The 18,942-nt window shown below is 65.0% G+C and carries 17 protein-coding genes; 14 read left to right on the forward strand and 3 right to left on the reverse strand.

Annotated elements, in window-relative coordinates; all coding sequences use genetic code 11:
- Window positions 1–203: 203 nt before the first annotated feature.
- Window positions 204–629 carry a divergent PAP2 family protein gene (locus AC07VL_RS24720; protein ID WP_494808179.1) on the reverse strand — a complete coding sequence of 142 codons (426 nt, stop codon included), beginning with the start codon at window positions 627–629 and terminating at the stop codon, window positions 204–206.
- Between the two features lie 234 nt (window positions 630–863).
- Between AC07VL_RS24720 and AC07VL_RS24725 the strand changes: the two genes are divergently transcribed.
- The 11 genes from AC07VL_RS24725 (at window position 864) to AC07VL_RS24775 (ending at window position 11,634) form a co-directional block, all read left to right on the forward strand.
- A complete protein-coding gene (locus AC07VL_RS24725) occupies window positions 864–1,946 on the forward strand; it encodes a DUF475 domain-containing protein (RefSeq protein ID WP_494808180.1) in 1,083 nt (360 codons plus the stop codon).
- Window positions 1,947–2,046: 100 nt separating this feature from the next.
- Window positions 2,047–2,622, forward strand: a complete 576-nt coding sequence (locus AC07VL_RS24730) for a TerD family protein (RefSeq protein ID WP_494808181.1) — start codon at window positions 2,047–2,049, stop codon at window positions 2,620–2,622.
- A 132-nt stretch (window positions 2,623–2,754) separates the two neighbouring features.
- Complete coding sequence (locus AC07VL_RS24735; protein WP_494808182.1) at window positions 2,755–3,471, forward strand: TIGR00266 family protein; 717 nt, start codon at window positions 2,755–2,757, stop codon at window positions 3,469–3,471.
- 244 nt (window positions 3,472–3,715) lie between these two features.
- Window positions 3,716–4,753, forward strand: coding sequence for an ATP-grasp domain-containing protein (locus AC07VL_RS24740; RefSeq protein WP_494808183.1), 1,038 nt, complete (start codon window positions 3,716–3,718; stop codon window positions 4,751–4,753).
- Window positions 4,750–5,907 (forward strand): phosphoribosyltransferase domain-containing protein, encoded by a 1,158-nt coding sequence (locus AC07VL_RS24745; protein WP_494808184.1) that lies wholly within the window; start codon window positions 4,750–4,752, stop codon window positions 5,905–5,907. The genes AC07VL_RS24740 and AC07VL_RS24745 overlap by 4 nt, the downstream gene beginning before the upstream one ends.
- Window positions 5,885–6,637 carry an HAD family hydrolase gene (locus AC07VL_RS24750; RefSeq protein WP_494808185.1) on the forward strand — a complete coding sequence of 251 codons (753 nt, stop codon included), beginning with the start codon at window positions 5,885–5,887 and terminating at the stop codon, window positions 6,635–6,637. Before AC07VL_RS24745 ends, AC07VL_RS24750 begins: the two co-directional genes overlap by 23 nt.
- Window positions 6,634–7,740, forward strand: a complete 1,107-nt coding sequence (locus tag AC07VL_RS24755; RefSeq protein WP_494808186.1) for a cysteine protease StiP family protein — start codon at window positions 6,634–6,636, stop codon at window positions 7,738–7,740. Before AC07VL_RS24750 ends, AC07VL_RS24755 begins: the two co-directional genes overlap by 4 nt.
- Window positions 7,733–8,728, forward strand: a complete 996-nt coding sequence (locus AC07VL_RS24760; RefSeq protein WP_494808187.1) for an HpcH/HpaI aldolase/citrate lyase family protein — start codon at window positions 7,733–7,735, stop codon at window positions 8,726–8,728. Before AC07VL_RS24755 ends, AC07VL_RS24760 begins: the two co-directional genes overlap by 8 nt.
- On the forward strand, window positions 8,725–9,963 hold the full coding sequence (locus AC07VL_RS24765; RefSeq protein ID WP_494808188.1) for a TerD family protein: 1,239 nt from the start codon (window positions 8,725–8,727) through the stop codon (window positions 9,961–9,963). Before AC07VL_RS24760 ends, AC07VL_RS24765 begins: the two co-directional genes overlap by 4 nt.
- 91 nt (window positions 9,964–10,054) lie before the next feature.
- Entirely contained in the window at window positions 10,055–10,429 is a 375-nt protein-coding gene (locus tag AC07VL_RS24770) for a DUF8785 domain-containing protein (RefSeq protein WP_092804187.1), read from the forward strand.
- A 251-nt stretch (window positions 10,430–10,680) separates the two neighbouring features.
- On the forward strand, window positions 10,681–11,634 hold the full coding sequence (locus AC07VL_RS24775) for a hypothetical protein (RefSeq protein WP_494808189.1): 954 nt from the start codon (window positions 10,681–10,683) through the stop codon (window positions 11,632–11,634).
- 165 nt (window positions 11,635–11,799) lie between these two features.
- On the opposite strand, the gene AC07VL_RS24780 is transcribed toward AC07VL_RS24775, so the two are convergent.
- On the reverse strand, window positions 11,800–14,235 hold the full coding sequence (locus tag AC07VL_RS24780) for a coiled-coil domain-containing protein (RefSeq protein WP_494808190.1): 2,436 nt from the start codon (window positions 14,233–14,235) through the stop codon (window positions 11,800–11,802).
- 245 nt (window positions 14,236–14,480) lie between these two features.
- On the reverse strand, window positions 14,481–15,494 hold the full coding sequence (locus AC07VL_RS24785; protein WP_494808191.1) for a serine/threonine protein kinase: 1,014 nt from the start codon (window positions 15,492–15,494) through the stop codon (window positions 14,481–14,483).
- A gap of 103 nt (window positions 15,495–15,597) precedes the next feature.
- Here AC07VL_RS24785 and AC07VL_RS24790 point away from each other — a divergent pair, with 103 nt between their 5' ends.
- The 3 genes from AC07VL_RS24790 (at window position 15,598) to AC07VL_RS24800 (ending at window position 18,941) form a co-directional block, all read left to right on the forward strand.
- Window positions 15,598–16,296, forward strand: a complete 699-nt coding sequence (locus AC07VL_RS24790; protein ID WP_494808192.1) for a UPF0149 family protein — start codon at window positions 15,598–15,600, stop codon at window positions 16,294–16,296.
- A 78-nt stretch (window positions 16,297–16,374) separates the two neighbouring features.
- Window positions 16,375–17,283 (forward strand): LysR family transcriptional regulator, encoded by a 909-nt coding sequence (locus tag AC07VL_RS24795; protein ID WP_494808193.1) that lies wholly within the window; start codon window positions 16,375–16,377, stop codon window positions 17,281–17,283.
- Window positions 17,284–17,396: 113 nt separating this feature from the next.
- Window positions 17,397–18,941, forward strand: a complete 1,545-nt coding sequence (locus AC07VL_RS24800) for an MFS transporter (RefSeq protein WP_494808194.1) — start codon at window positions 17,397–17,399, stop codon at window positions 18,939–18,941.
- The last annotated feature ends 1 nt before the right edge of the window (window position 18,942 follow it).

Genomic DNA, 18,942 nt, shown 5'->3' on the forward strand with positions numbered 1-18,942 from the left:
CCGCCGGCCCGGATAGGGTGACAGGTGATGGCCGGCATTTATTTTTATTAAAACCACAAGCGCCAAAGTATCCATGAGCGTATCCGGCCATGTCAATCGGCGGATTCCTGTAATGCTTTAATCAATGGATGAAACGTAGTTTTTACGCCCTGAAACGCAAAACCCAGCCTTAAGCGGGGTTTTGCATGGCCGAAGAAGCGCGCTCAGCGGCTGAAAACGTAGTTGACCAGGAAGCCGATCGCCACGCCCGTGCACAGGCCGCCGGCGATTTCCACCAGGGTATGGCCCATGCGCTCGCGCAAGGTCTTGTGCGCGGCGCTGGACGCTTCCCCGGCCAGGCGGTTGATGGCGGCCGCCTGCTTGCCCACGTGCTGGCGCAGGCTGTTGGCGTCGATGATGACGATGAAGGCCAGGGTCACGGCCACGCCGAAGGCGGGATGGCCGATGCCTTCGCGCAGGGCGATCAGGGTGGCCATGCTGGAGACGACGGCGCTATGGTTGCTGGGAAAGCCGCCATTGCCGACCAGGCCGAAAGCCCATTGGCGCGTGCGGGCGCTGTTGATCAGGAATTTGATCGGTCCGACCAGGATCCAGGTGATCAGGGGCGTGACGAGGTAAGCGATATCCACGGGGTATTCCTTTTTATATATGTAGGGTGGGTGTGCCAGGGGAGGCAGGCGCGCCGCAATTATCGCAGATCGCCCGCGCCAGCAGAACTGTCCTGCCCCGCCGTATAAAACGCCGCCCCCGGCGGCAACTAATATAAAATCATGGCATATACAACAATTGACGTATATCAACACTGGGCACGCAGCGCGGCGCGGCGCCCACAGTCAAACGTCTTTCCACACAACGGGGTATCCATGCGGCATTTCAGAATTTCCTTTTTCGTTACTTTTGTCCTCATGGCGGTGTCCGGCTGGTGGGGCTACAGCCATGGCGGCACGGCAGGCATGATCCAGGCCCTGTGGATCACGGGCGTGCTGGGCATCATGGAAGTGTCGCTGTCGTTCGACAATGCCGTGGTAAATGCCTCGGTCTTGCGCCACTGGAATGAATTCTGGCAAAAACTGTTCCTCACGGTGGGTATCCTCGTTGCCGTCTTCGGCATGCGGCTGCTGTTTCCGCTCGTCATCGTGTCGGTGGCCACGGGCCTGGGCCTGGTCGATGTGTGGACCATGGCCACCACGACGCCGGACGTGTATGCCAAGCACCTGACAAACAACCACGCCCAGGTGGCGGCCTTCGGCGGCGCCTTCCTGCTGCTGGTGTTCCTGAACTTCCTGTTCGACGACGAGAAGGAATTGCACTGGCTGGGCTGGGCCGAGGAAAAAGTCAATGCGCTGGGCACCGAAAGCCTGGCCGTGCTGATCACCATGGGTGCCGTGGCCGCCTGCGTGGCCATGGGCCCTGCGGAAGAAAAATACAGCGTGCTGGCGTCGGGCATCGTCGGTATCGCCGTCTACATCGGCGTGAACTGGATCAGCGGCTTGCTGGAAGAAGGCGAACCGGACCTGCAGGATGACGGCGAAGAAGGCGCGGCGCCCGCGAAAAGCGGCAATGGCGACCTGGTGAAAACCGTGGCGCGCGGCAGCATCGGCGGCTTCCTGTACCTGGAAGTGCTGGACGCCTCGTTCAGCTTTGACGGCGTGATCGGCGCCTTCGCCATCACCAACGACGTCGTCATCATCATGCTGGGCCTGGCCATCGGCGCCATGTTCGTGCGCTCGATGACGGTCTTCCTGGTGCACAAGGGCACGCTGGACGAATTCGTCTACCTCGAGCACGGCGCCCATTATGCGATCGGCATCCTGGCCTTGATCATGCTGGCCTCCGTCAAGTACCATATTCCGGAGTGGTTCACGGGCCTGTCGGGCGTGGCCTTCATCCTGGTCTCGCTGTGGTCATCCTTGCGTTATCGCAAACGGCACGCGGCACAAGCTTGAAATCGGGGGTTTCGCCCCCAATTGAGAGAGTGATGGCACGAGCGCCCTGCGCTCTTCCCATGCAGGCATGTTTAAGTAACTTACTGAAAAGGAGCACCACATGGCAATCAGTTTGCAAAAAGGCGGCAACGTCAACCTGAGCAAGGAAGCACCGAACCTGAAGAAGATCATCGTCGGCCTCGGCTGGGATCCTCGTTCGACCGACGGCGCCACCTTCGACCTTGACGGCAGCGCCTTCCTCCTGAAAAGCGACGGCAAGGTCCGTGGCGACTCTGACTTCATCTTCTACAACAACCTGAAATCGACCGACGGCGCCGTCGTCCACACGGGCGACAACCAGACCGGCGAAGGCGAAGGCGACGATGAGCGCATCGAAATCGACCTGACCCGTGTGCCGGCCGACATCGACCGCATCAGCATCACCGTGACCATCCACGACGCCGACGCGCGCCGCCAGAATTTCGGCATGGTCTCGAAAGCCTTCATCCGCTGCCTGAACGCGGAAGGCGAACGCGAAATCGCCCGCTATGACCTGTCCGAAGACAGCTCGACGGAAACGGCGATGATCTTTGGCGAAATCTACCGCTACAACGGCGAATGGAAGTTCAAGGCCATCGGCCAGGGCTTCAACGGCGGCCTGGGCCCCCTCGCCCGTTCGTTCGGCGTGAATGCCTAAGATTCACGCTCGGTAAACCTGCTGCGCCGCTCATGGAGCGTGCCCGCGACGGTTTTCCGCGGTGAATTGTACTTTTGTCATATCACTACTGCCGCCTGCACAGTTCAGGCGGCTTTTTTTTGGAGATTTATCATGCCAGTATTTAGTGTCACCGGCGACGTCGATCCTTTCCTCCACGTCAGCATGAAACAGGGCGAAACCATCTATTGCGAGTCCGATGCGATGGTGATGATGGAAACGGCGCTCGATTTGAAGGGCAAGATGACCGGTGGCCTGGGCAGCGCCATCATGCGCCGCTTCGCCAATGGCGAGTCGTTCTTCCAGCAGCACATCGAAGCGGTGCGCGGCAGCGGCGACTGCCTGCTCTCGCCCACCCTGCCGGGCGCCATCGAAGTGGTCGACGTGGGCGCGCGCCAGTACCTGCTCAACGACGGCGCCTTTGTCGCCGCCACCTCGGGCACGGAGATGAAGGTGCGCACGCAAAGCCTCGGCAACGCGCTGTTCGCCCAGTCGGGCGGCTTCTTCGTCATGGAGACGGCCGGCACGGGCCAGGTGGTGGTGTCGGGCTTCGGTTCCATGTTCCAGCTCGACGTCGAGCCGGGCAAGGATGTCGTGATCGACAATTCCCACGTGGTGTGCTGGGACAGCAGCCTGAAATACGAGATTTCCATCACCACGGGCGGCGGCGCCAGCGGCGGCGGCATCGGCGGCTTCCTCGGCAATATCGTCAACAGCGTGACCAGCGGCGAAGGCATCGTGCTGCGCTTTTCCGGCTCGGGCAAGGTGTTCATCTGCTCGCGCAACCGCGATGCCTTCCTCAAATGGACAGCCAGCGGCAAGGCTAGCTAGAGGCACCTGACCAAACCTACTACGCGTCGGCATAGGCGGCCTGCGATGCTCACCGTACTTTAGTACGGTTGTGCTTCTCGGCCACCTCTTCCTTCCGCTCGCTACGGTTTTGTCAGGCGCTGTTAGTTTGTTGCTCAAAGTTGTAGTTCAAAAAAAATTCTAAGGCCAGGTTAAGTCTGGCTGGCTAGAATCCCCGCGCGCGCACCTGCGCGCGGCTTCCCCTTTCTTTACCCGGTCCCCGTACATGCAAAGAGTCTGGTTCAACAAAACATTTTCCTCGGTCGCCACGGCCATGCGCCTGATCCGCGAAGCCGATCTGGCCGCCACCGGCGGCCAGCCGCGCTATCACATCGTCTGCAGCAACACGAACGCGCATGCGGCCGCCTTCCTGGCGGCCCACGAATACGCCGTCGAACCGGCGGGGCTGACGGGTCTCAATTATGTCGAGTGGTGCCTGGAATTCTGCCGCGACAGGGGCATCACGATTTTCTGGCCCGGCAAGGAAGCGGGCCTGATCGGCAGCGCCAGCGCGCGCTTCGCCGCCATCGGCACGCGCGTGCTCAGCGTGGCCAGCGAAGCTACCTTGGCCTTGATGCACGACAAGGCGCGCTTCTGCGATGGCCTGGACCTGCCCATGGCGCGCCCGGCCGACTACCGCGCCGTGACCACCATCGCCGAATACGACGCCGCCTACGCCGAGCTGCGCCCCTTGCACGGCAAGCTGTGCATCAAGCCCTCGGAATCCGTGTATGGCCTGGGCTTTGCCGTGCTCGACGAAGAGCGTTCCAGCGCCCAGCTGCTGCTGGCCGGCGCCGCCTACCAGGTCAATGCGCAGGAGCTGCGCAGCGGCCTGGCGCAGATGGGAACCTTCAAGACGCTGCTGCTGATGGAATACCTCGATGGCCACGAATACAGCGCCGACTGCATCGCCGACCAGGGCACGCTCATGTGCGCCGTGCCGCGCAAGAAGCTGCACGGGGGCGGCAGCGGGCAATTGATCGAACTGCACGCCGACCTGCTGGACGCCTGCGCAAAGCTGGCGCGCGACTACCGCCTGAATGGCGTGTTCAACATCCAGTTCCGCGAAGGCGCGCACGGCCTGGCTTTGCTGGAGATCAATCCGCGCATGTCGGGCGGCATCGGCATGGCGTGCGCGGCCGGCCCCAACCTGCCCTACCTGGCACTGGCCGGCTTCGACCAGGGCTATGACAAGCTCACGGTGCCCGCCATCCGCGAAGGCATGCGCGTGGCCGAAGCCGCCTACGCCGTGGAGCTGCCATGAACCTCGTCAAGAAGCAGATGCCCACGGGCGAACTGACCCTGAAGGTGGACGAGGCGCGCTTTCCGCTGGACTGGCTGATCGGCTTTGCCGCGCGCGCCAACGCCAAGCGGGGCTTTCTGTTCCTGTCCAAGGTGCTGGGCAAGCACTGGCCCGTCACGCCGCGCGCCATGCAAGCCATCCACGACGACCTGGCCGCGCAGATCCCCCCCAGCCTGCCCGGGCCCGTCGTCTTCATCGCCATGGCGGAAACGGCCGTGGGACTGGGCCAGGGCGTGTTCGAGGCCTGGCTGCGTGCCAATCCGAACGGCAAGGCGCTGTTTTTGCACAGCTCGCGCTACCGCGTGGGCACTGTGCCCTTCTTCGAATTCGAGGAGTCGCACAGCCACGCGCCGCGCCAGTTCCTGCACCTGTCCGACGCGGCCAGCGCGCTGTTTTCCACGGCGCGCAGCCTGGTGCTGATCGACGATGAAGCGTCGACCGGCAACACCTTCGCCAACCTGGTGCAAGTGTGCCGCGCGCGCTACCCGCAGCTGGAAAAGCTGCACCTGGGCGTGATCACCAACTTCATGGGCCAGGCCGCCAACGCGGGCCTCACGCAGCGTTTCGGCCTGCCCACGACCATAGGCGCGGCGCTCTCCGGCCACTACGCCTTCCAGGCCGGCGCTGCGCCGGCACCCGTGGCGGCCAGCGCCCAGCGTTTCGAAGCGAATGCGGAACGGGGCGCCAGCCCGGCTTTCGGGCGCATCGGCGTGGGCCGCGCACTGAGTCCACCGCAAGGCCTGGCCGTGCAGCTGGCGCAGGAAATCGGCGCCGGCGACTCCGTGCTGGTGCTGGGCACGGGCGAATTCATGCACCCGTCCTTCCTGCTGGCGCGCGAACTGGAAAGCCTGGGCAAGAGCGTGGTGGTGCAGTCGACCACGCGCTCGCCCATCCTGTCGTGGGGTTCCGTCGGCCATATCGTCCACTGCAACGACAATTACGGCGAAGGCATCGCCAATTACCTGTACAACGTGGCGCCTGGCCAGTACCAGCACGTTTTCATCTGCCATGAAACCCCGGCCAGCCCCGCCCTCATGCAACTCGCCGGCCAGTTGAACGGCCGCCTGTTCCACTTTCAGTCAGAGACCAAAATTGAAGAAATTCCTGTTTGTTGACCTGGACGACACACTGTTCCAGACCCCGAAAAAATGCCCCGGCGAGACCGATTTGCAAGCGGCCGCCTATTTGAAAAATGGCGATGCCTGCTCGTTTACGACGGCGCGCCAGCGCGCCTTCTTTGAGTTTGCGCAAAGCGGCATGACCCTCATCCCCGCCACGGCCAGGAACGGCGACGCCTTCCGCCGCGTCGACCTGCCGTTTACCAGCTACAGCGTGCTCGATTACGGCGGCATCGTGCTGCAGCCGGGCGGCGCGCTCGACGCCGGCTGGCTGACGCTGATGCAGGACGACATGCAGACGGCCCTGCCCGGCCTGCGAGACGCCATGCGCATCATCGACGATTTCCAGGCCAAGGCGGGCATGCCCTCGCGCGCGCGCCTGATCGAGGACTACAACACGCCGTTCTACATCGTCGTCAAGGACCATGAAGCGCGCGGCGAACGCCTGGCCGACATCGAGGAACAGGTGCTGCAGCAGTGGATCGCCACCGAAGGGTCCGACTACTTCATCCACCGCAACGGCAACAACCTGGCCGTGCTGCCCAAGACCCTGAACAAGGCGCGCGCCGTGGCCTACCTGCGCGCGGAACTGGAAGCCGAGCACGGGCCCATCCTCAGTTTCGGCATGGGCGACAGCCGCTCGGACGCCCGCTTCATGGCCGCCTGCGACTACGCCATCGTCCCCAGCGGCACCCAGCTGGCAGCCCTCACCGTGGCGGCGCTATGAGCGAAGCCACGCAGCATTTCAGCGGCAGCTACCGCCAGGAAGACGTGGAGTTTCTGCTCACGCCCATGGCGCTCGAACCCATACTCGACCTGGCTGAAAAAGAGCGCTTGATCCAGTCGGGCCAGCGCCACTACAGCGAGATGCTGTCGCCCGAGTCCTTGCCCTCGCCCGCCTACCTGGCCCTGTTCCAGAGCGCGTTCGCGGCCAACCGCCTGCAGATGGCGCGCGACTGCCTGCGCCTGGCCGCCCTGATCGCGGCGCGCCGCGCGGGCCCCATCACCCTGGTGTCGCTGGCGCGCGCCGGCACGCCCGTGGGCGTCATCCTGGGGCACTTGCTGCGCCGGGTGTTCCAGCGCGAGTGCCGCCACTATTCCGTCTCCATCATCCGCGACCGCGGCATCGATGCCAACGCCCTGCACCACATCCTGGGGCAAGGCCATGCGCCGGAATCCATCGTCTTCGTCGACGGCTGGACGGGCAAGGGCGTGATCTCGCGCGAGCTGCGCCAGACCGTCCACGATTTCAACGCGGCCAATGGCACGGCCATCGATGGCGGCCTGTTCGTGCTGTCCGACCTGGCCGGCACGGCCGCCTGCGCCGCCTCGTCGGGCGACTACCTGATCCCGTCAAGCATCCTGAATGCCACCGTCTCGGGCCTCGTCAGCCGCTCGGTGTTGAATGAAGCCATCGGCCCGGACGACTTCCACGGCTGCGTGTACTACGCGCAGTTCGAGCAGCACGACCAGTCGCGCGATTTCGCCGACGGCCTGGTGGCCGACGCCGTCGCCATTGCCGCCAGCAGCGGCATCCCGCTGGCCGAGGCGAGCGATGCGCCGGCCATGGCGGCCCGCTCGCAAGCCTATATGGCGGCCGCGCAGCAGCAATACGGCATCAGCGACATCAACCTGATCAAGCCGGGCATCGGCGAAGCGACGCGCGTGCTGCTGCGCCGCGTGCCCGAGCGCCTGATCGTGCGCGACACGAATGCCCCGGACGTGGCACATTTGCTGCTCCTGGCGCAGGAAAAAGCCATACCCGTCACCGTAGAACCGGCGCTGCCTTACCAGGCGGTCGCCCTCATCAGGAGCGCAGTCGATGGATAACAACTCCCTACACCCGCAAAGCGAGCACAAGGCGGCGCTGGGCGCCTCCATGTACGTGCCGACCACGCACAAGGACTTGCTGGCGATCGCCAACGGCGACAAATTCAGCCATTTGCGCTCGGTCATCCTGTGCACGGAAGACGCCATCGCCGAGCGCGACCTCAGCTACGCGCTGTTCAACCTGTCGCTGGCGCTGCAAAACATGGGCGCCGCATCGGATACCCTGCGCTTCGTGCGCGTGCGCAACCTCGAGGTGCTGGCGCGCGTGCTGGCCATGCCCGGCGCCGACAAATTGAGCGGCTTCGTGCTGCCGAAATCCACGCGCCACAACTTCGCCGCGTATTTCGACCTCGTGCGCCATACGCATCACCTCTTGATGCCGACGCTGGAAACGGCGGAGGTGTTCGACGACGAGGAAATGAAGCTGTTCCGCATCGTGCTGTCGGCGCCCGAGGTGCGGCGCCGCATCCTGGCCCTGCGCATCGGCGGCAACGATCTGCTGGCCCTGCTGGGCCTGCGCCGCCCCACCAGCGGCACCATCTATTCGACGCCGCTGGGCCAGGTCATCGGCCGCCTGGTCACCATCTTCAAGCCGCACGGCTTCCAGCTGACGGCGCCCGTCTTCGAGCACCTGTCGCAGGGCAGCTGGCTCGATGCGGAAGTGGCGCAGGACATGGCGCACGGCATGATCGCCAAGACGGCCATCCACCCGGACCAGGTGCCGCAGATCGAGCGCCACTACCAGGTGGCGCAGTCGGACATCGAACTGGCGCTGCGCATCATCGACCCGGACAGCCCGGCCGTGTTCCGCATGCAGGAATCGATGTGCGAAGTGGCCACGCACAGCAGCTGGGCCCTGCGCATCATCGAGCAGGCGCGCCTGTTCGGCATCCGCCATGCCGGCGACAGCGCCGCGGCGCCCGCCCCCCATTTGCATCACTCCTTGAATACTCAACTTTCCAGCGACGAAGGGACTGCACGACCATGAGCAATTTCACACGTGGACAAAAAGGCAAACTGGCGGACCTGGGCTTGAACGGCCCGTTTGCCGTCACGCTCGATATCGCATCGGGTTCGATGGAAGTGGACGTCAGCTGCTTCGGCGTCGATGCGGCCGGCAAACTGTCGGACGACCGCTACATGGTGTTCTACAACCAGAAAAGCGCGCCGGACAACGCCGTCACGGTGGCGCTGAACGGCCCCCGCTCCGTGTTCCAGGTGGACCTGGCCCGCCTGCCCGCCTCGATCGACAAGCTGGTGTTTACGGCGGCGACGGAACAGGGCAGCATGCGCGCGCTGGGCAACTCCAGCATGACGCTGGGCCAGGCGGCCACGTTCGCCTTCACGGGAACGGACTTCCAGGACGAAAAAGCCGTCATCATCGGCGAACTGTATCGCCGCGACGGCAGCTGGCGCTTCGGCGCCGTGGGCCAGGGTTTCGCGGGCGGCCTGGCGGCGCTGCTGAAGCACTTCGGCGGCAGCGAGGCAGCGCAATCTTCTCCGGCGCCGGCTCCCGTGCCTACGCCGGCGGCACCGCCGCCGGCGAATAAAATCTCGCTCTCAAAAATTCGCCTGGAAAAGCGCGGCGACAAGATTTCGCTCGACAAGCGCGACAGCGGCGGCTATGGCCGCATCAGGATCAACCTGAACTGGAACCAGAACACCTCGCAAGGCCAGGCGCCCGCATCAAAACTGGACACGGGCTTCCTGGGCAAATTGTTCAACAAGCCGGCCAGCCGTTCCGGCGGCATCGACCTCGACATCGGCTGCCTGTTCGAGATGAGCAATGGCGCCAAGAGCGCCGTGCAGGCGCTGGGCAACAGCTGGGGCGCCTACGACCGTCCGCCGTACATCCACCTGGAAGGCGACGACCGCACGGGCAGCGTCAGCAGCGGTGAAAACATCTTCATCAACGGCAGCCATTTCGACCAGATCAAGCGCGTGCTCGTCTACGCCTTCATCTACGAGGGCGTACCGAAATGGGCCGCCACGGATGGCGTCGTGACGATCGAGATTCCCGGCCAGCCGACGGTGGAAGTGCGCCTCGATACAGACAGCCCGCACGCCATGTGCGCCATCGCCATGCTGGAAAACCACGGCGGCAACCTGCAGGTGACAAAATTGGTGGAATACTTCGGCGGCCAAGGTAAAATCACGGCGCACCAGGCCATGGACGAGCGATACAACTTTGGCCTGAACTGGAAAGCCGGCCGCAAGGACTGAGGGAACGCTTAAAAAAGTCCATGGCGGCGTTGCATTGCCTTGCCCTGAACATTTTTAAGCATCCCCATTTTTTTACCTAGACAACCCTACCATGACCCCTACGACCAAAAAAGTCACCTTCGCCTTCGTCATCTTCCTCGTGGCCGGCTTCCTGCTGCTGGCGGCCTACACGTGGATGGCCCTCAGCTTCTCGTACTCGGAAGGCGAACGGGCGGGTTACCTGCAAAAGTTCTCCAAGCGGGGCTGGATCTGCAAGACATGGGAGGGTGAGCTGCTGCTGACGGCCCTGCCGGGCACCATCCCGGAAAAATTCCAGTTCAGCGTGCGCGACGAGGAAGTGGCCAAGCAATTGACGGCTGCGGCCGGCAAGCGCATCCTCGTCACCTACAGCCAGCACAAGGGCGTGCCGACGCAATGCTTCGGCGAGACGGAATACTATGCCGACAAGGTCGTCCTGAGCCAGTAATAGAGACAGCAATACCACCGCAAGTCCAGCAACTTATGCAGCATCGCGCCGGCCAGCCCATCTCGCGCCGGCGCCCCTCCCCGCTCTCCAGCCGCATGGCGTGCCTCACGCATTCCCGCTTTCTTATACACTATCGCAATTAGTTCTGACTGGAACTGTTCATTGCTGTAGGAAAAACACACGCTGCTTGCGCTAGCGCAGCACGTCCAGCCAGCCTGCCGTTAGCGTGTATCACCACTCCCGGAAATACCATGCGCATACGCCCCGTCGCCCTGGCCTTGCTGGCCGCCTCGCTTCCCCTGTCCGCCCAGGCACAGGATATCTCCGGCATGGCCGGCGTCCTGCAAGTCAACGCGACCAATGAGCGCACCTTTGTCGCCGCCATCAGCTACACGCAGCCCGTGGGCAACTACAGCGCCGTCAGCCTGTCGTATATCAACGAGGGACACCCGCAAAACCATCACCGCGACGGCATGGCGGGCCAGTTCTGGCTGCGCACGAAAAAGGTGGACGAGGGCCTGATGCTGGGCGCCGGCGTGGGCCGCTATTTTTTCTTCGACACGGCCAGGATCGACGACGGCCTGCACAATTTCGACAATGACCACGGCTGGGGTTCCATCGTCAGCCTGCAGGCGCGCTGGCAGTTCGACAACCGCTGGTATGCGCAAGCGCAGCTCAACCGCATCAAGCCCGACGGCAAGGACAACACCACGCATCTGCTGATCGGCGCCGGCTACCGCTATGAGGGCGTGCCGGGCGCCAAGCTGCACTTGCAGAACTGGGCGCACGACGACACCTTGACCTTATCGAGCGGCCACACCATCATCAACAGCTTGCGTTCGGAAAGCGCGCGGCCGTTCACGCTGGAATACCGGCGCGCGGCGGGAAAATACGTGGACTGGACCGTCACCGCACTCGATGAAGGCAACACCGACCTGGCGCACCGGCGCGGCGCAGCAGCCCAGCTGTGGCTGATCCGCTCGCTCAATGAAAAGGTGGAATTCGGCATGGGCGGCGGGCCGTATGTGGCGTGGGATACGCGCGACACGCAGGGCCACGGCATGCGCCTGACCGGCTTGCTGTCGGCCGTGGCCCGCTACCACATCGACCGCCGCTGGGTGACGCACGTGGCGTGGAATCGGGTCATCACCGATTATCATCGCGATGCGGATGTGTTTTTGGTGGGGGTAGGACGGAAGTTCTGATGGAAAAACGTAAAAAATCTCGCTCTTCCGCTAAAGTAACGATACCGAACAAAACCGTAGCGAGCGGCAGTGATTTGTGGCTGAGAAGCGCAACCGTACTTCCAGTACGGTGAGCATCGCCAGCTGCAAAGCGCGCCGCGCAGTAGGTTTGGTTCGGTATCCTGCCTAGCGCGAACGCCAGACCGCGCCCGCTTCATTCGGCTGCGTCAGGCGCTCGATCACTTCGCGCGTCAGGCTGGCCGAGCTGACTTGCTCCGCCTTGGCGCGGGCGGCGGCCAGGGAGCTGGAAAACGCGCCTTGCTGCTGCTCCAGGCTGGCGCGCAGGGCGGCCAGTTCGCTTTCCTGCTGCTGCGCGCGGGCCATGTCCCGTTCCAGCAATTGCTGCTTGGCCGCGGCCATGGCGCGCGTGGTGTCGGCCGCCTTGCGCTGCAGGGCCGCATGGGCCTGGGCGCTGGCCAGCAAGGCTTGCTGTGCTTCCAGCTTGTCGCCGGCGGCTTGCTGCGCCGCCAGTTCCAGCTGCTCGCGCTGGCGCATGGCGTCGAGCGCCTGCTGTTCCATGAGCGCGCGCGCTTCGGCGGCCGCCGTCGCCTGCTTTTCCGCTTCCAGGCGGCCGGCGATGGCTTGGGTGGCGCGCTCCTCGGCGCTGCTCGTCTGGCGCTGCTGCACCAGTTTTTGCGCGATCAGGGCAAGCGACTCGCGCTCGGCGGCGACGAAATCGCGCTCGGATGCCAGCAGCGCTTCCGCAGCCTGCGCCTTGTCTTCTTCCACGCGGGCCCGTTCGCTGTGCACCTGGCCCAGCTCCACGGCCAGGCGCGCCTGCGCCTGCACGGCCTGCGCTGCCGCCGCTTTCTGTTCGCCTTCGACCAGCGCCTGGTCCATCAGGATGCGGATGGCGTTCGCCTCCTTTTGCGCCGCTTCCTGCAAGGCCTGTTCTGCCGCCTGCTGGCCGCGCAGCAATTCCGCCTGCGCCGCTTCGGCGGCGATGCGTTCCTGCGCCGCATTGCACGCCAGCGCTTCCGCTTCCAGTTTTTCTTTCAAGGCGGCGATGGCGGCCTGCTCGGCAGCCACTCTTTCCTGTTCCGCCTGCAGCAAGCGCGCTGCCTCATGGGCTTTTTCCTGCGCCAGTTGCGCTGCTTGCGCTTGCGCAGCCAGTGTCGCCTTGCCGGCATCGACCTCGACCTGCTCGGCTTCATTCTGGCTGGCGGCCAGTTCTGCCGCCTGGCGCGCCAGTTCGGCACGTTCGTGCGCCAGACTGGCGGCGCGCTGCTGCTCTTCCAGTTCGCGGGCCGCTGCCACGGCGGCCGCCTGCTCGGCAACTTCGCGGGCCTTGGTTTCTTCCAGGGCTGCCGTTTCCGCTTCCAGCCTGGCGTGGCCGGCGATTTCCGCATCCTGTTCGGCCGTCACGCGGGCCAGCGCCACGGCGCGCAGCTGGCGATCCACTTCGATGCGCGCTTCCGTGGCGGCCAGGATGCGCACGTCGGCATCGCGGCGCGCCTGCGCGCTGGCGGCGGCCACCATCTCCAGGCGCTCGCGGTGGATGGCCGCGTCGCGCAATTCCTTTTCCGTCTGCAGGCGCAGGTGCAAGGACTGCGCCGCATGGCGTTCCGATTCCGCCTGCGCCAGGGCGATGGCTTCGCGTTCCTGTTCCAGGTGGGCCAGCGCGCGCGCTTCTTCCAGCGCGCGCACTTCGGCGGCGGCGCGGTTGAAGGCCGATTCCAGCGCGATCTGGTCGGCGCGCTCGCGCTGCACCGTCAGTTCCAGCGCTTCGCTTTCCGCCTCGGCCAGCATCTGCGCCGTCTGGCGCGCGCCGTGGGCGTGGCGCTCGCGCTCGCGGGCCAGCACGGCGACACGGGCGTCGGCCGAAGCGATGCCCACCATTTCTTCCTTGGCCGCCTGCACGGCAGCGACGCGCTCGACGGCCTGCAGGCGCGCCTGCTCCGTCTGCAGCTGCAATTCCTCGGCGGCCCGGGCCGCCTGCTCGGCCAGTTCCGACTGCACGGCCACCTGCTCGCTGGCGCGCAAGCGGCTTTCCTGCTCGGCGCGGGCGCGCTGTTCGGCGGCCAGGCGGATTTCATTGTCCGATTCCACGCGGGCGCGCAGTTCGGCCGTTTCCTGCTTGACGGCTTCCAGGCGCGCCACGCTGGCCAGCGCGGCGGCGCGCATGGTGTCGAGGCGTTCGCGGTTGGCGGCGATGGCTTCCTCGGCCGCCTGCGCATTTTGCTGCGCGGCGGCAGCGGCGGCCGCGTCGATGGCGGCGCGGTCCTCGGCCAGTGAGCGCACGCGCGCCTCGGCCAGCGCCCGGCTTTCGGCCGCGCACGTGGCTTTCGCCTCCGCTTCCACGCGGGCGATGGCCTCGTGGATGGCCTTCAATTCCATTTTCTGGCGTTCGGCGGCGGGCGCCTTGGCCTCCGCATCCGGCGCGGCCTCAGCCTCAGCCTGCGGCTCGGCTGGCGCGACGGCCACCGGGGCTGGCGTCTCCACCTTGCGCTCCAGGTCCTTGAAATCATGCAGCGAAACGATGCTGTCCTGGTCGAACTCGTCGTCGGCGGAATACGCGACGGTGAGGGAAACGGCCTGGCGCTGATTTTGCTGTGCTTGCATGATTTCTCGCTTATTCGGGTGAATTCCGTTGCTTATGGGAATTTATTACCACCATTATCGAGCAGGCATGCATAAACCAGCGCGGCAAGAAGAGCCTCTTTTACCGCTCTTTTCATCATTTCACCAATCAAACCTACTGCGCGTCGCGCTTTGCGTCCGGCGATGCTCACTGGGCGTCAGCCCAGTTGCGCTTCTCGGACGCAAATCACTGCCGCTCGCTACGGTTTTATTGGCAAAATATGCATTCAGATGGGCCACAAAGGCGCTTCGTCCATCAGCGCCACCTGCTCGCGCAATTCCAGGATGCGGTCTTGCCAGTAGCGCTGCGTGTTAAACCACGGGAAGGCGACGGGGAAGGCGGGATCGTCCCAGCGGCGCGCCAGCCAGGCCGAATAATGGATCAGGCGCAGGGTCCGCAGCGCTTCGACCAGGTACAACTGGCGCGGGTCGAAATCGCAGAAATCCTCATAGCCGGCCAGGATGTCGCTCATCTGGCGCACCTGGTCGCCGCGCTCGCCCGACAGCATCATCCACAGGTCCTGGATGGCAGGACCCATGCGGCTGTCGTCGAAGTCGACGAAATGGGGACCGGCGTCCGTCCACAGCACGTTGCCGCCATGGCAATCGCCATGCGTGCGCAGCACGGCCACGTCGCCCGCGCGGTCGTAGCAGCGCTTGACGCCGTCGAGCGCCTGCTGCGCCACGCTGGAATAGGCGGCCAGCAGTTCGGGCGGCAGGAAGTTGCCCTCCAGCAAGAATTCGCGCGGTTCGACGCCAAACGTCTGGCGGTCGAGCGCCGGGCGTTCCTTGTAGGTCGACAGCGCGCCGACGGCGTGGATGCGGCCGATGAAGCGCCCTATCCATTCCAGGGTCGCCGGGTCGTCCAGCTCGGGCGCGCGGCCGCCGTGGCGGGGGAAGACGGCAAAGCGGAAGCCCTGGTACTGGTGCAGGGTGCTGCCGTTGATGGCCAGCGCGGGAACGACTTGAATTTCGCGCTCGACCAGCTCGGACACGAAGGCGTGTTCTTCCAGGATGGCGGCGTCGCTCCAGCGTTCGGGGCGGTAAAACTTGGCCACCAGGGGCGCGCTGTCTTCGATGCCCACCTGGTAGACGCGGTTTTCATAGCTGTTCAGGGCCAGCAGGCGGCCATCGCCGCGCAAGCCCACGCTGTCGAGGGCATCGAGCACGCAATCGGGGCTCAGGGCGGAAAAGGGATGGACGGGCCGGTCGTCCTCGTGCGGCTGGTTTTCATTGTGCATGAGCGACATTGTAAGGCGCGCGCGGGCCGCCGGTGCAAACACTTCGGTGATGAAGCGCCGCAAGGCGTATACTGGCGCCTTACATTTCATCAAAGAGCAAGCCATGTCACTCGAACAGCCATTATCAGAAAAAGAATTTGACGAATTAGACCAATTCCTGTTGTCGGACCGGTGCTCCGAAGATGCCATGACCATGGATATGCTGCACGGCTATCTGACGGCCGTGGCCATCGGCCCGGAACCGATCATGCCGGCAGAGTGGTTGCCGCGCGTGTGGGGCGAAAATGCCGAAGATGCGCCGAAATTCAAGAACAGCAAGGAAGAAGAGCGCATCGTCAACCTGATCATGCGCTTCATGAACGAAGTGCTGGTGACGTTTGAAGTGGCGCCCAAGGAATTCGAGGCCCTGTTCGTCGAACACGACTACGAAGGCCAGACCCTGATCGACGCCGAAGCATGGTGCTGGGGCTTCTGGGACGGCATGGAACTGCGTCCCGGCTCGTGGAACGAAATCTGGGATTCCGAAGTGGCCGCGCTGATGCAGCCGATCTACCTGCTGGGCGCCGACGAAATCAAGGAAGAAGAACTGAAACTGGTGGAAGACCCGGTCAAGGCGCACAAGCTGGCGCAGGAACTGGAAGCGAACCTGCCGGCCATCCACCGTTTCTGGGTACCGCGCCGCAAGGCTCCCGTGCAAACCATGAAGCGCGACGAGCCGAAAGTGGGCCGCAACGACGACTGCCCTTGCGGCAGCGGCAAGAAGTACAAAAAATGCTGCGGCGCCGAGCCGGCAGCCGAGTAATACCGCAGTAGCACTCCCCCTGCGCCGGCGTCCTGCCGGCGCAGCGCTGGCGCTGCCCCCCCGGGCTATAATCGCCGCATGAAACTCCCCGACCTGAATCTGCTCGTCGCCCTCGACATCCTGCTCGAGGAAGGCAGCGCCGTGGCCGCCGCGCGGCGCATGAACCTGAGCGCGCCGGCCATGAGCCGCACCCTGGCGCGCATCCGCGACGCCATCGGCGACCCCGTCTTCGTGCGCTCGGGACGGGGCCTGGCGCCCACGCCGCGCGCGCTGGAACTGCGCGAGCAGGTGCGCGGCGTGGTGGAGCAGGCGCACGCCGTCTTCACGTCGGGGCGCGAAATCGACTTGCGCACCCTGGAACGCACCTTCAGCCTGCGCGCCAACGACGTGTTTGTCGGCGCCTACGGCGGCAAGCTGCGCGACCTGCTGGCCAGCCATGCGCCCAATACGGTGCTGCGCTTCGTGCCTGAAGGCGATGGCGAGTCGGACGGCGACGCCTTGCAGGCGGGCCGCATCGACCTGTATATCAGCTCCCGGCGCAGCTTCGCGCCCGACATCAAGCTGCAAAGCCTGTTTACCACCTCCTTCGTCGGCATCGCGCGCACTGGCCATCCTATCTTTGACGCCCCCGTCGACCTGGCCCGCTTCACTGCCTACGACCATGTCAGCGTCTCGCGCCGGGGCCTGGCGCGCGGGCCGTTCGATACGCGGCTGGCCGAGCGGGGCCACGCGCGCCGCGTCTCGCTGATCACGGCCAATTTTCACTCCGCCCTCTTCGCCGTCGCCGATTCCAACCTGATCCTGCCGCTGATGCCGCGCCACATGCTGCCCATCGTCGAACGCCTGGGACTAAAACTCACGTCGTTCGAGCTGCCGCTGCCCGTCGACAGCGTGGAAATCGTGCAGGCCTGGCACCCGCGCCTGGACAACGACCACGCGCACAAGTGGCTGCGCCGGATGCTCAAGGACGTGTGCAGCGCCGGCTGACAGCGCAAGCAATCATTGCGCCAGACGCAATTGAACATTCCTTAATTATCAATTTTCACAAGATTAACGGCTACCTATACTGCGTGGACTGATCCCCATCCACGGAGTTCCCTGTGTCCGCTGTACCGCTACCCGGCGCCGCCCCCGCGGCCGCGCCATCCCCTCCTGCCGCCGTGCCACCGGCACCGGCCGCCTTCGGCCCGCGCCTGGCCACGGGCCTGGCCGGCGTGCTGCTGGCCGTGCTGGTGGCCGGCCTGAATGAAAACATCACCAAGATCGCCCTGGCCGACATCCGCGGCGCCATGGGCATTTCGCGCGACGACGCCAGCTGGCTCGTCGCCCTGTACGCGGCCGCCTCGGTGTCCGCCATGGCGTTTGCGCCCTGGTGCTCCGTCACGTTTTCGCTGCGGCGCCTGACGGCGGCAGCCATCATCACCTGCATGGCCGCCGGCCTGCTGTGCCCCTTCGCGCCGAACCTGCCCGTGCTGATCGTCCTGCGCGTGGTGCAGGGCGCGGCCGGCGGCGCCCTGCCGCCCATGCTGATGACGGTGGCGCTGCGCTTCCTGCCGCCGCACATCAAGCTGTATGGCCTGGGCGGCTATGCGCTGAGCGCCACCTTCGGCCCCAGCCTGGGCACGCCGCTGGCCGCCTTCTGGACCGAGTACCTGGGCTGGCGCTGGGCTTTCTGGCAAGTCGTCCCGGGCAGCATTGCCGCCCTGCTGATGGTGTCGTGGGGCTTGCCGCAAGACCCGCTGCGCCTGGAGCGCCTGCGCCAGTTCGACTGGCGCGGCCTGCTGCTGGGCCTGCCCGCCATCAGCATGCTGGTGGTGGGCCTGCTGCAGGCCGAACGCCTGAACTGGTTCCACTCGCCCCTGGTCTGCGTGCTGCTGGGCGGCGGCCTCCTGCTGCTCGTCTTGTTCTTCATCAACGAATGGTCGCACCCGCTGCCGTTTTTCAAGCTGCAGCTGCTGTCGCGGCGCAACCTCAGCCACGCCCTGCTGACCCTGGGCGGGGTGCTGTTCGTGCTGCTGGCCGTGATCCTGATCCCCTCGTCCTACCTGGCGCAGGTGCATGGCTACCGACCGCTGCAGACGGCGCCCGTGATGCTGATGGTGGCGCTGCCGCAGCTGGTCGCCCTGCCGCTGGTGGCCGCCCTGTGCAATATCCGCGCCGTCGACTGCCGCTGGGTGCTGGCCATCGGCCTGGCCCTGCTGGCCCTGTCCTGCGTGCTGGGCGCGCGCATGTCGCCGGACTGGATCCGCACGCATTTCTACCTGCTGCAAGCCGTGCAGATCTTCGCCCAGCCCATGGCCGTGATTCCCTTGCTGCTGCTGGCCACCACGGGCCTGGCGCCGCAGGATGGCCCGTTTGCGTCCGCCTGGTTCAACACCATCAAGGGCATGTCGGCCGTCGTCGCCGGCGCCGTGCTCGATGCGCTGGTCACGCGCCGCAACCATTTTCACTCGACGGTGCTCAGCGAACGCCTGGGCAACCTGCCCGGCGCCGTGGACGTGCCGGGCCTGAGTGCGCGCATGCATGCGCAAGTCGTCACCCTGACCTCGTCCGACCTGTACCTGACCGTGGCCGCCATCGCGCTGGCCATGATCCTGATCATCCCCATCCTGCCGACGCGCGTCTTTCCGCCGCGCGCCGCCTGAT

Source organism: Janthinobacterium sp. GW821-FHT03C08 (genome assembly GCF_059420905.1).

Bases quoted from the DNA above. Each gene is read 5' to 3' on its own strand.
- AC07VL_RS24725 (WP_494808180.1), top strand. From the start codon at position 864: ATGCGGCATTTCAGAATTTCCTTTTTCGTTACTTTTGTCCTCATGGCG.
- AC07VL_RS24730 (WP_494808181.1), top strand. From the start codon at position 2,047: ATGGCAATCAGTTTGCAAAAAGGCGGCAACGTCAACCTGAGCAAGGAA.
- AC07VL_RS24735 (WP_494808182.1), top strand. From the start codon at position 2,755: ATGCCAGTATTTAGTGTCACCGGCGACGTCGATCCTTTCCTCCACGTC.
- AC07VL_RS24740 (WP_494808183.1), top strand. From the start codon at position 3,716: ATGCAAAGAGTCTGGTTCAACAAAACATTTTCCTCGGTCGCCACGGCC.
- AC07VL_RS24745 (WP_494808184.1), top strand. From the start codon at position 4,750: ATGAACCTCGTCAAGAAGCAGATGCCCACGGGCGAACTGACCCTGAAG.
- AC07VL_RS24755 (WP_494808186.1), top strand. From the start codon at position 6,634: ATGAGCGAAGCCACGCAGCATTTCAGCGGCAGCTACCGCCAGGAAGAC.
- AC07VL_RS24760 (WP_494808187.1), top strand. From the start codon at position 7,733: ATGGATAACAACTCCCTACACCCGCAAAGCGAGCACAAGGCGGCGCTG.
- AC07VL_RS24765 (WP_494808188.1), top strand. From the start codon at position 8,725: ATGAGCAATTTCACACGTGGACAAAAAGGCAAACTGGCGGACCTGGGC.
- AC07VL_RS24770 (WP_092804187.1), top strand. From the start codon at position 10,055: ATGACCCCTACGACCAAAAAAGTCACCTTCGCCTTCGTCATCTTCCTC.
- AC07VL_RS24775 (WP_494808189.1), top strand. From the start codon at position 10,681: ATGCGCATACGCCCCGTCGCCCTGGCCTTGCTGGCCGCCTCGCTTCCC.
- AC07VL_RS24780 (WP_494808190.1), bottom strand. From the start codon at position 14,235: ATGCAAGCACAGCAAAATCAGCGCCAGGCCGTTTCCCTCACCGTCGCG.
- AC07VL_RS24785 (WP_494808191.1), bottom strand. From the start codon at position 15,494: ATGCACAATGAAAACCAGCCGCACGAGGACGACCGGCCCGTCCATCCC.
- AC07VL_RS24790 (WP_494808192.1), top strand. From the start codon at position 15,598: ATGTCACTCGAACAGCCATTATCAGAAAAAGAATTTGACGAATTAGAC.
- AC07VL_RS24795 (WP_494808193.1), top strand. From the start codon at position 16,375: ATGAAACTCCCCGACCTGAATCTGCTCGTCGCCCTCGACATCCTGCTC.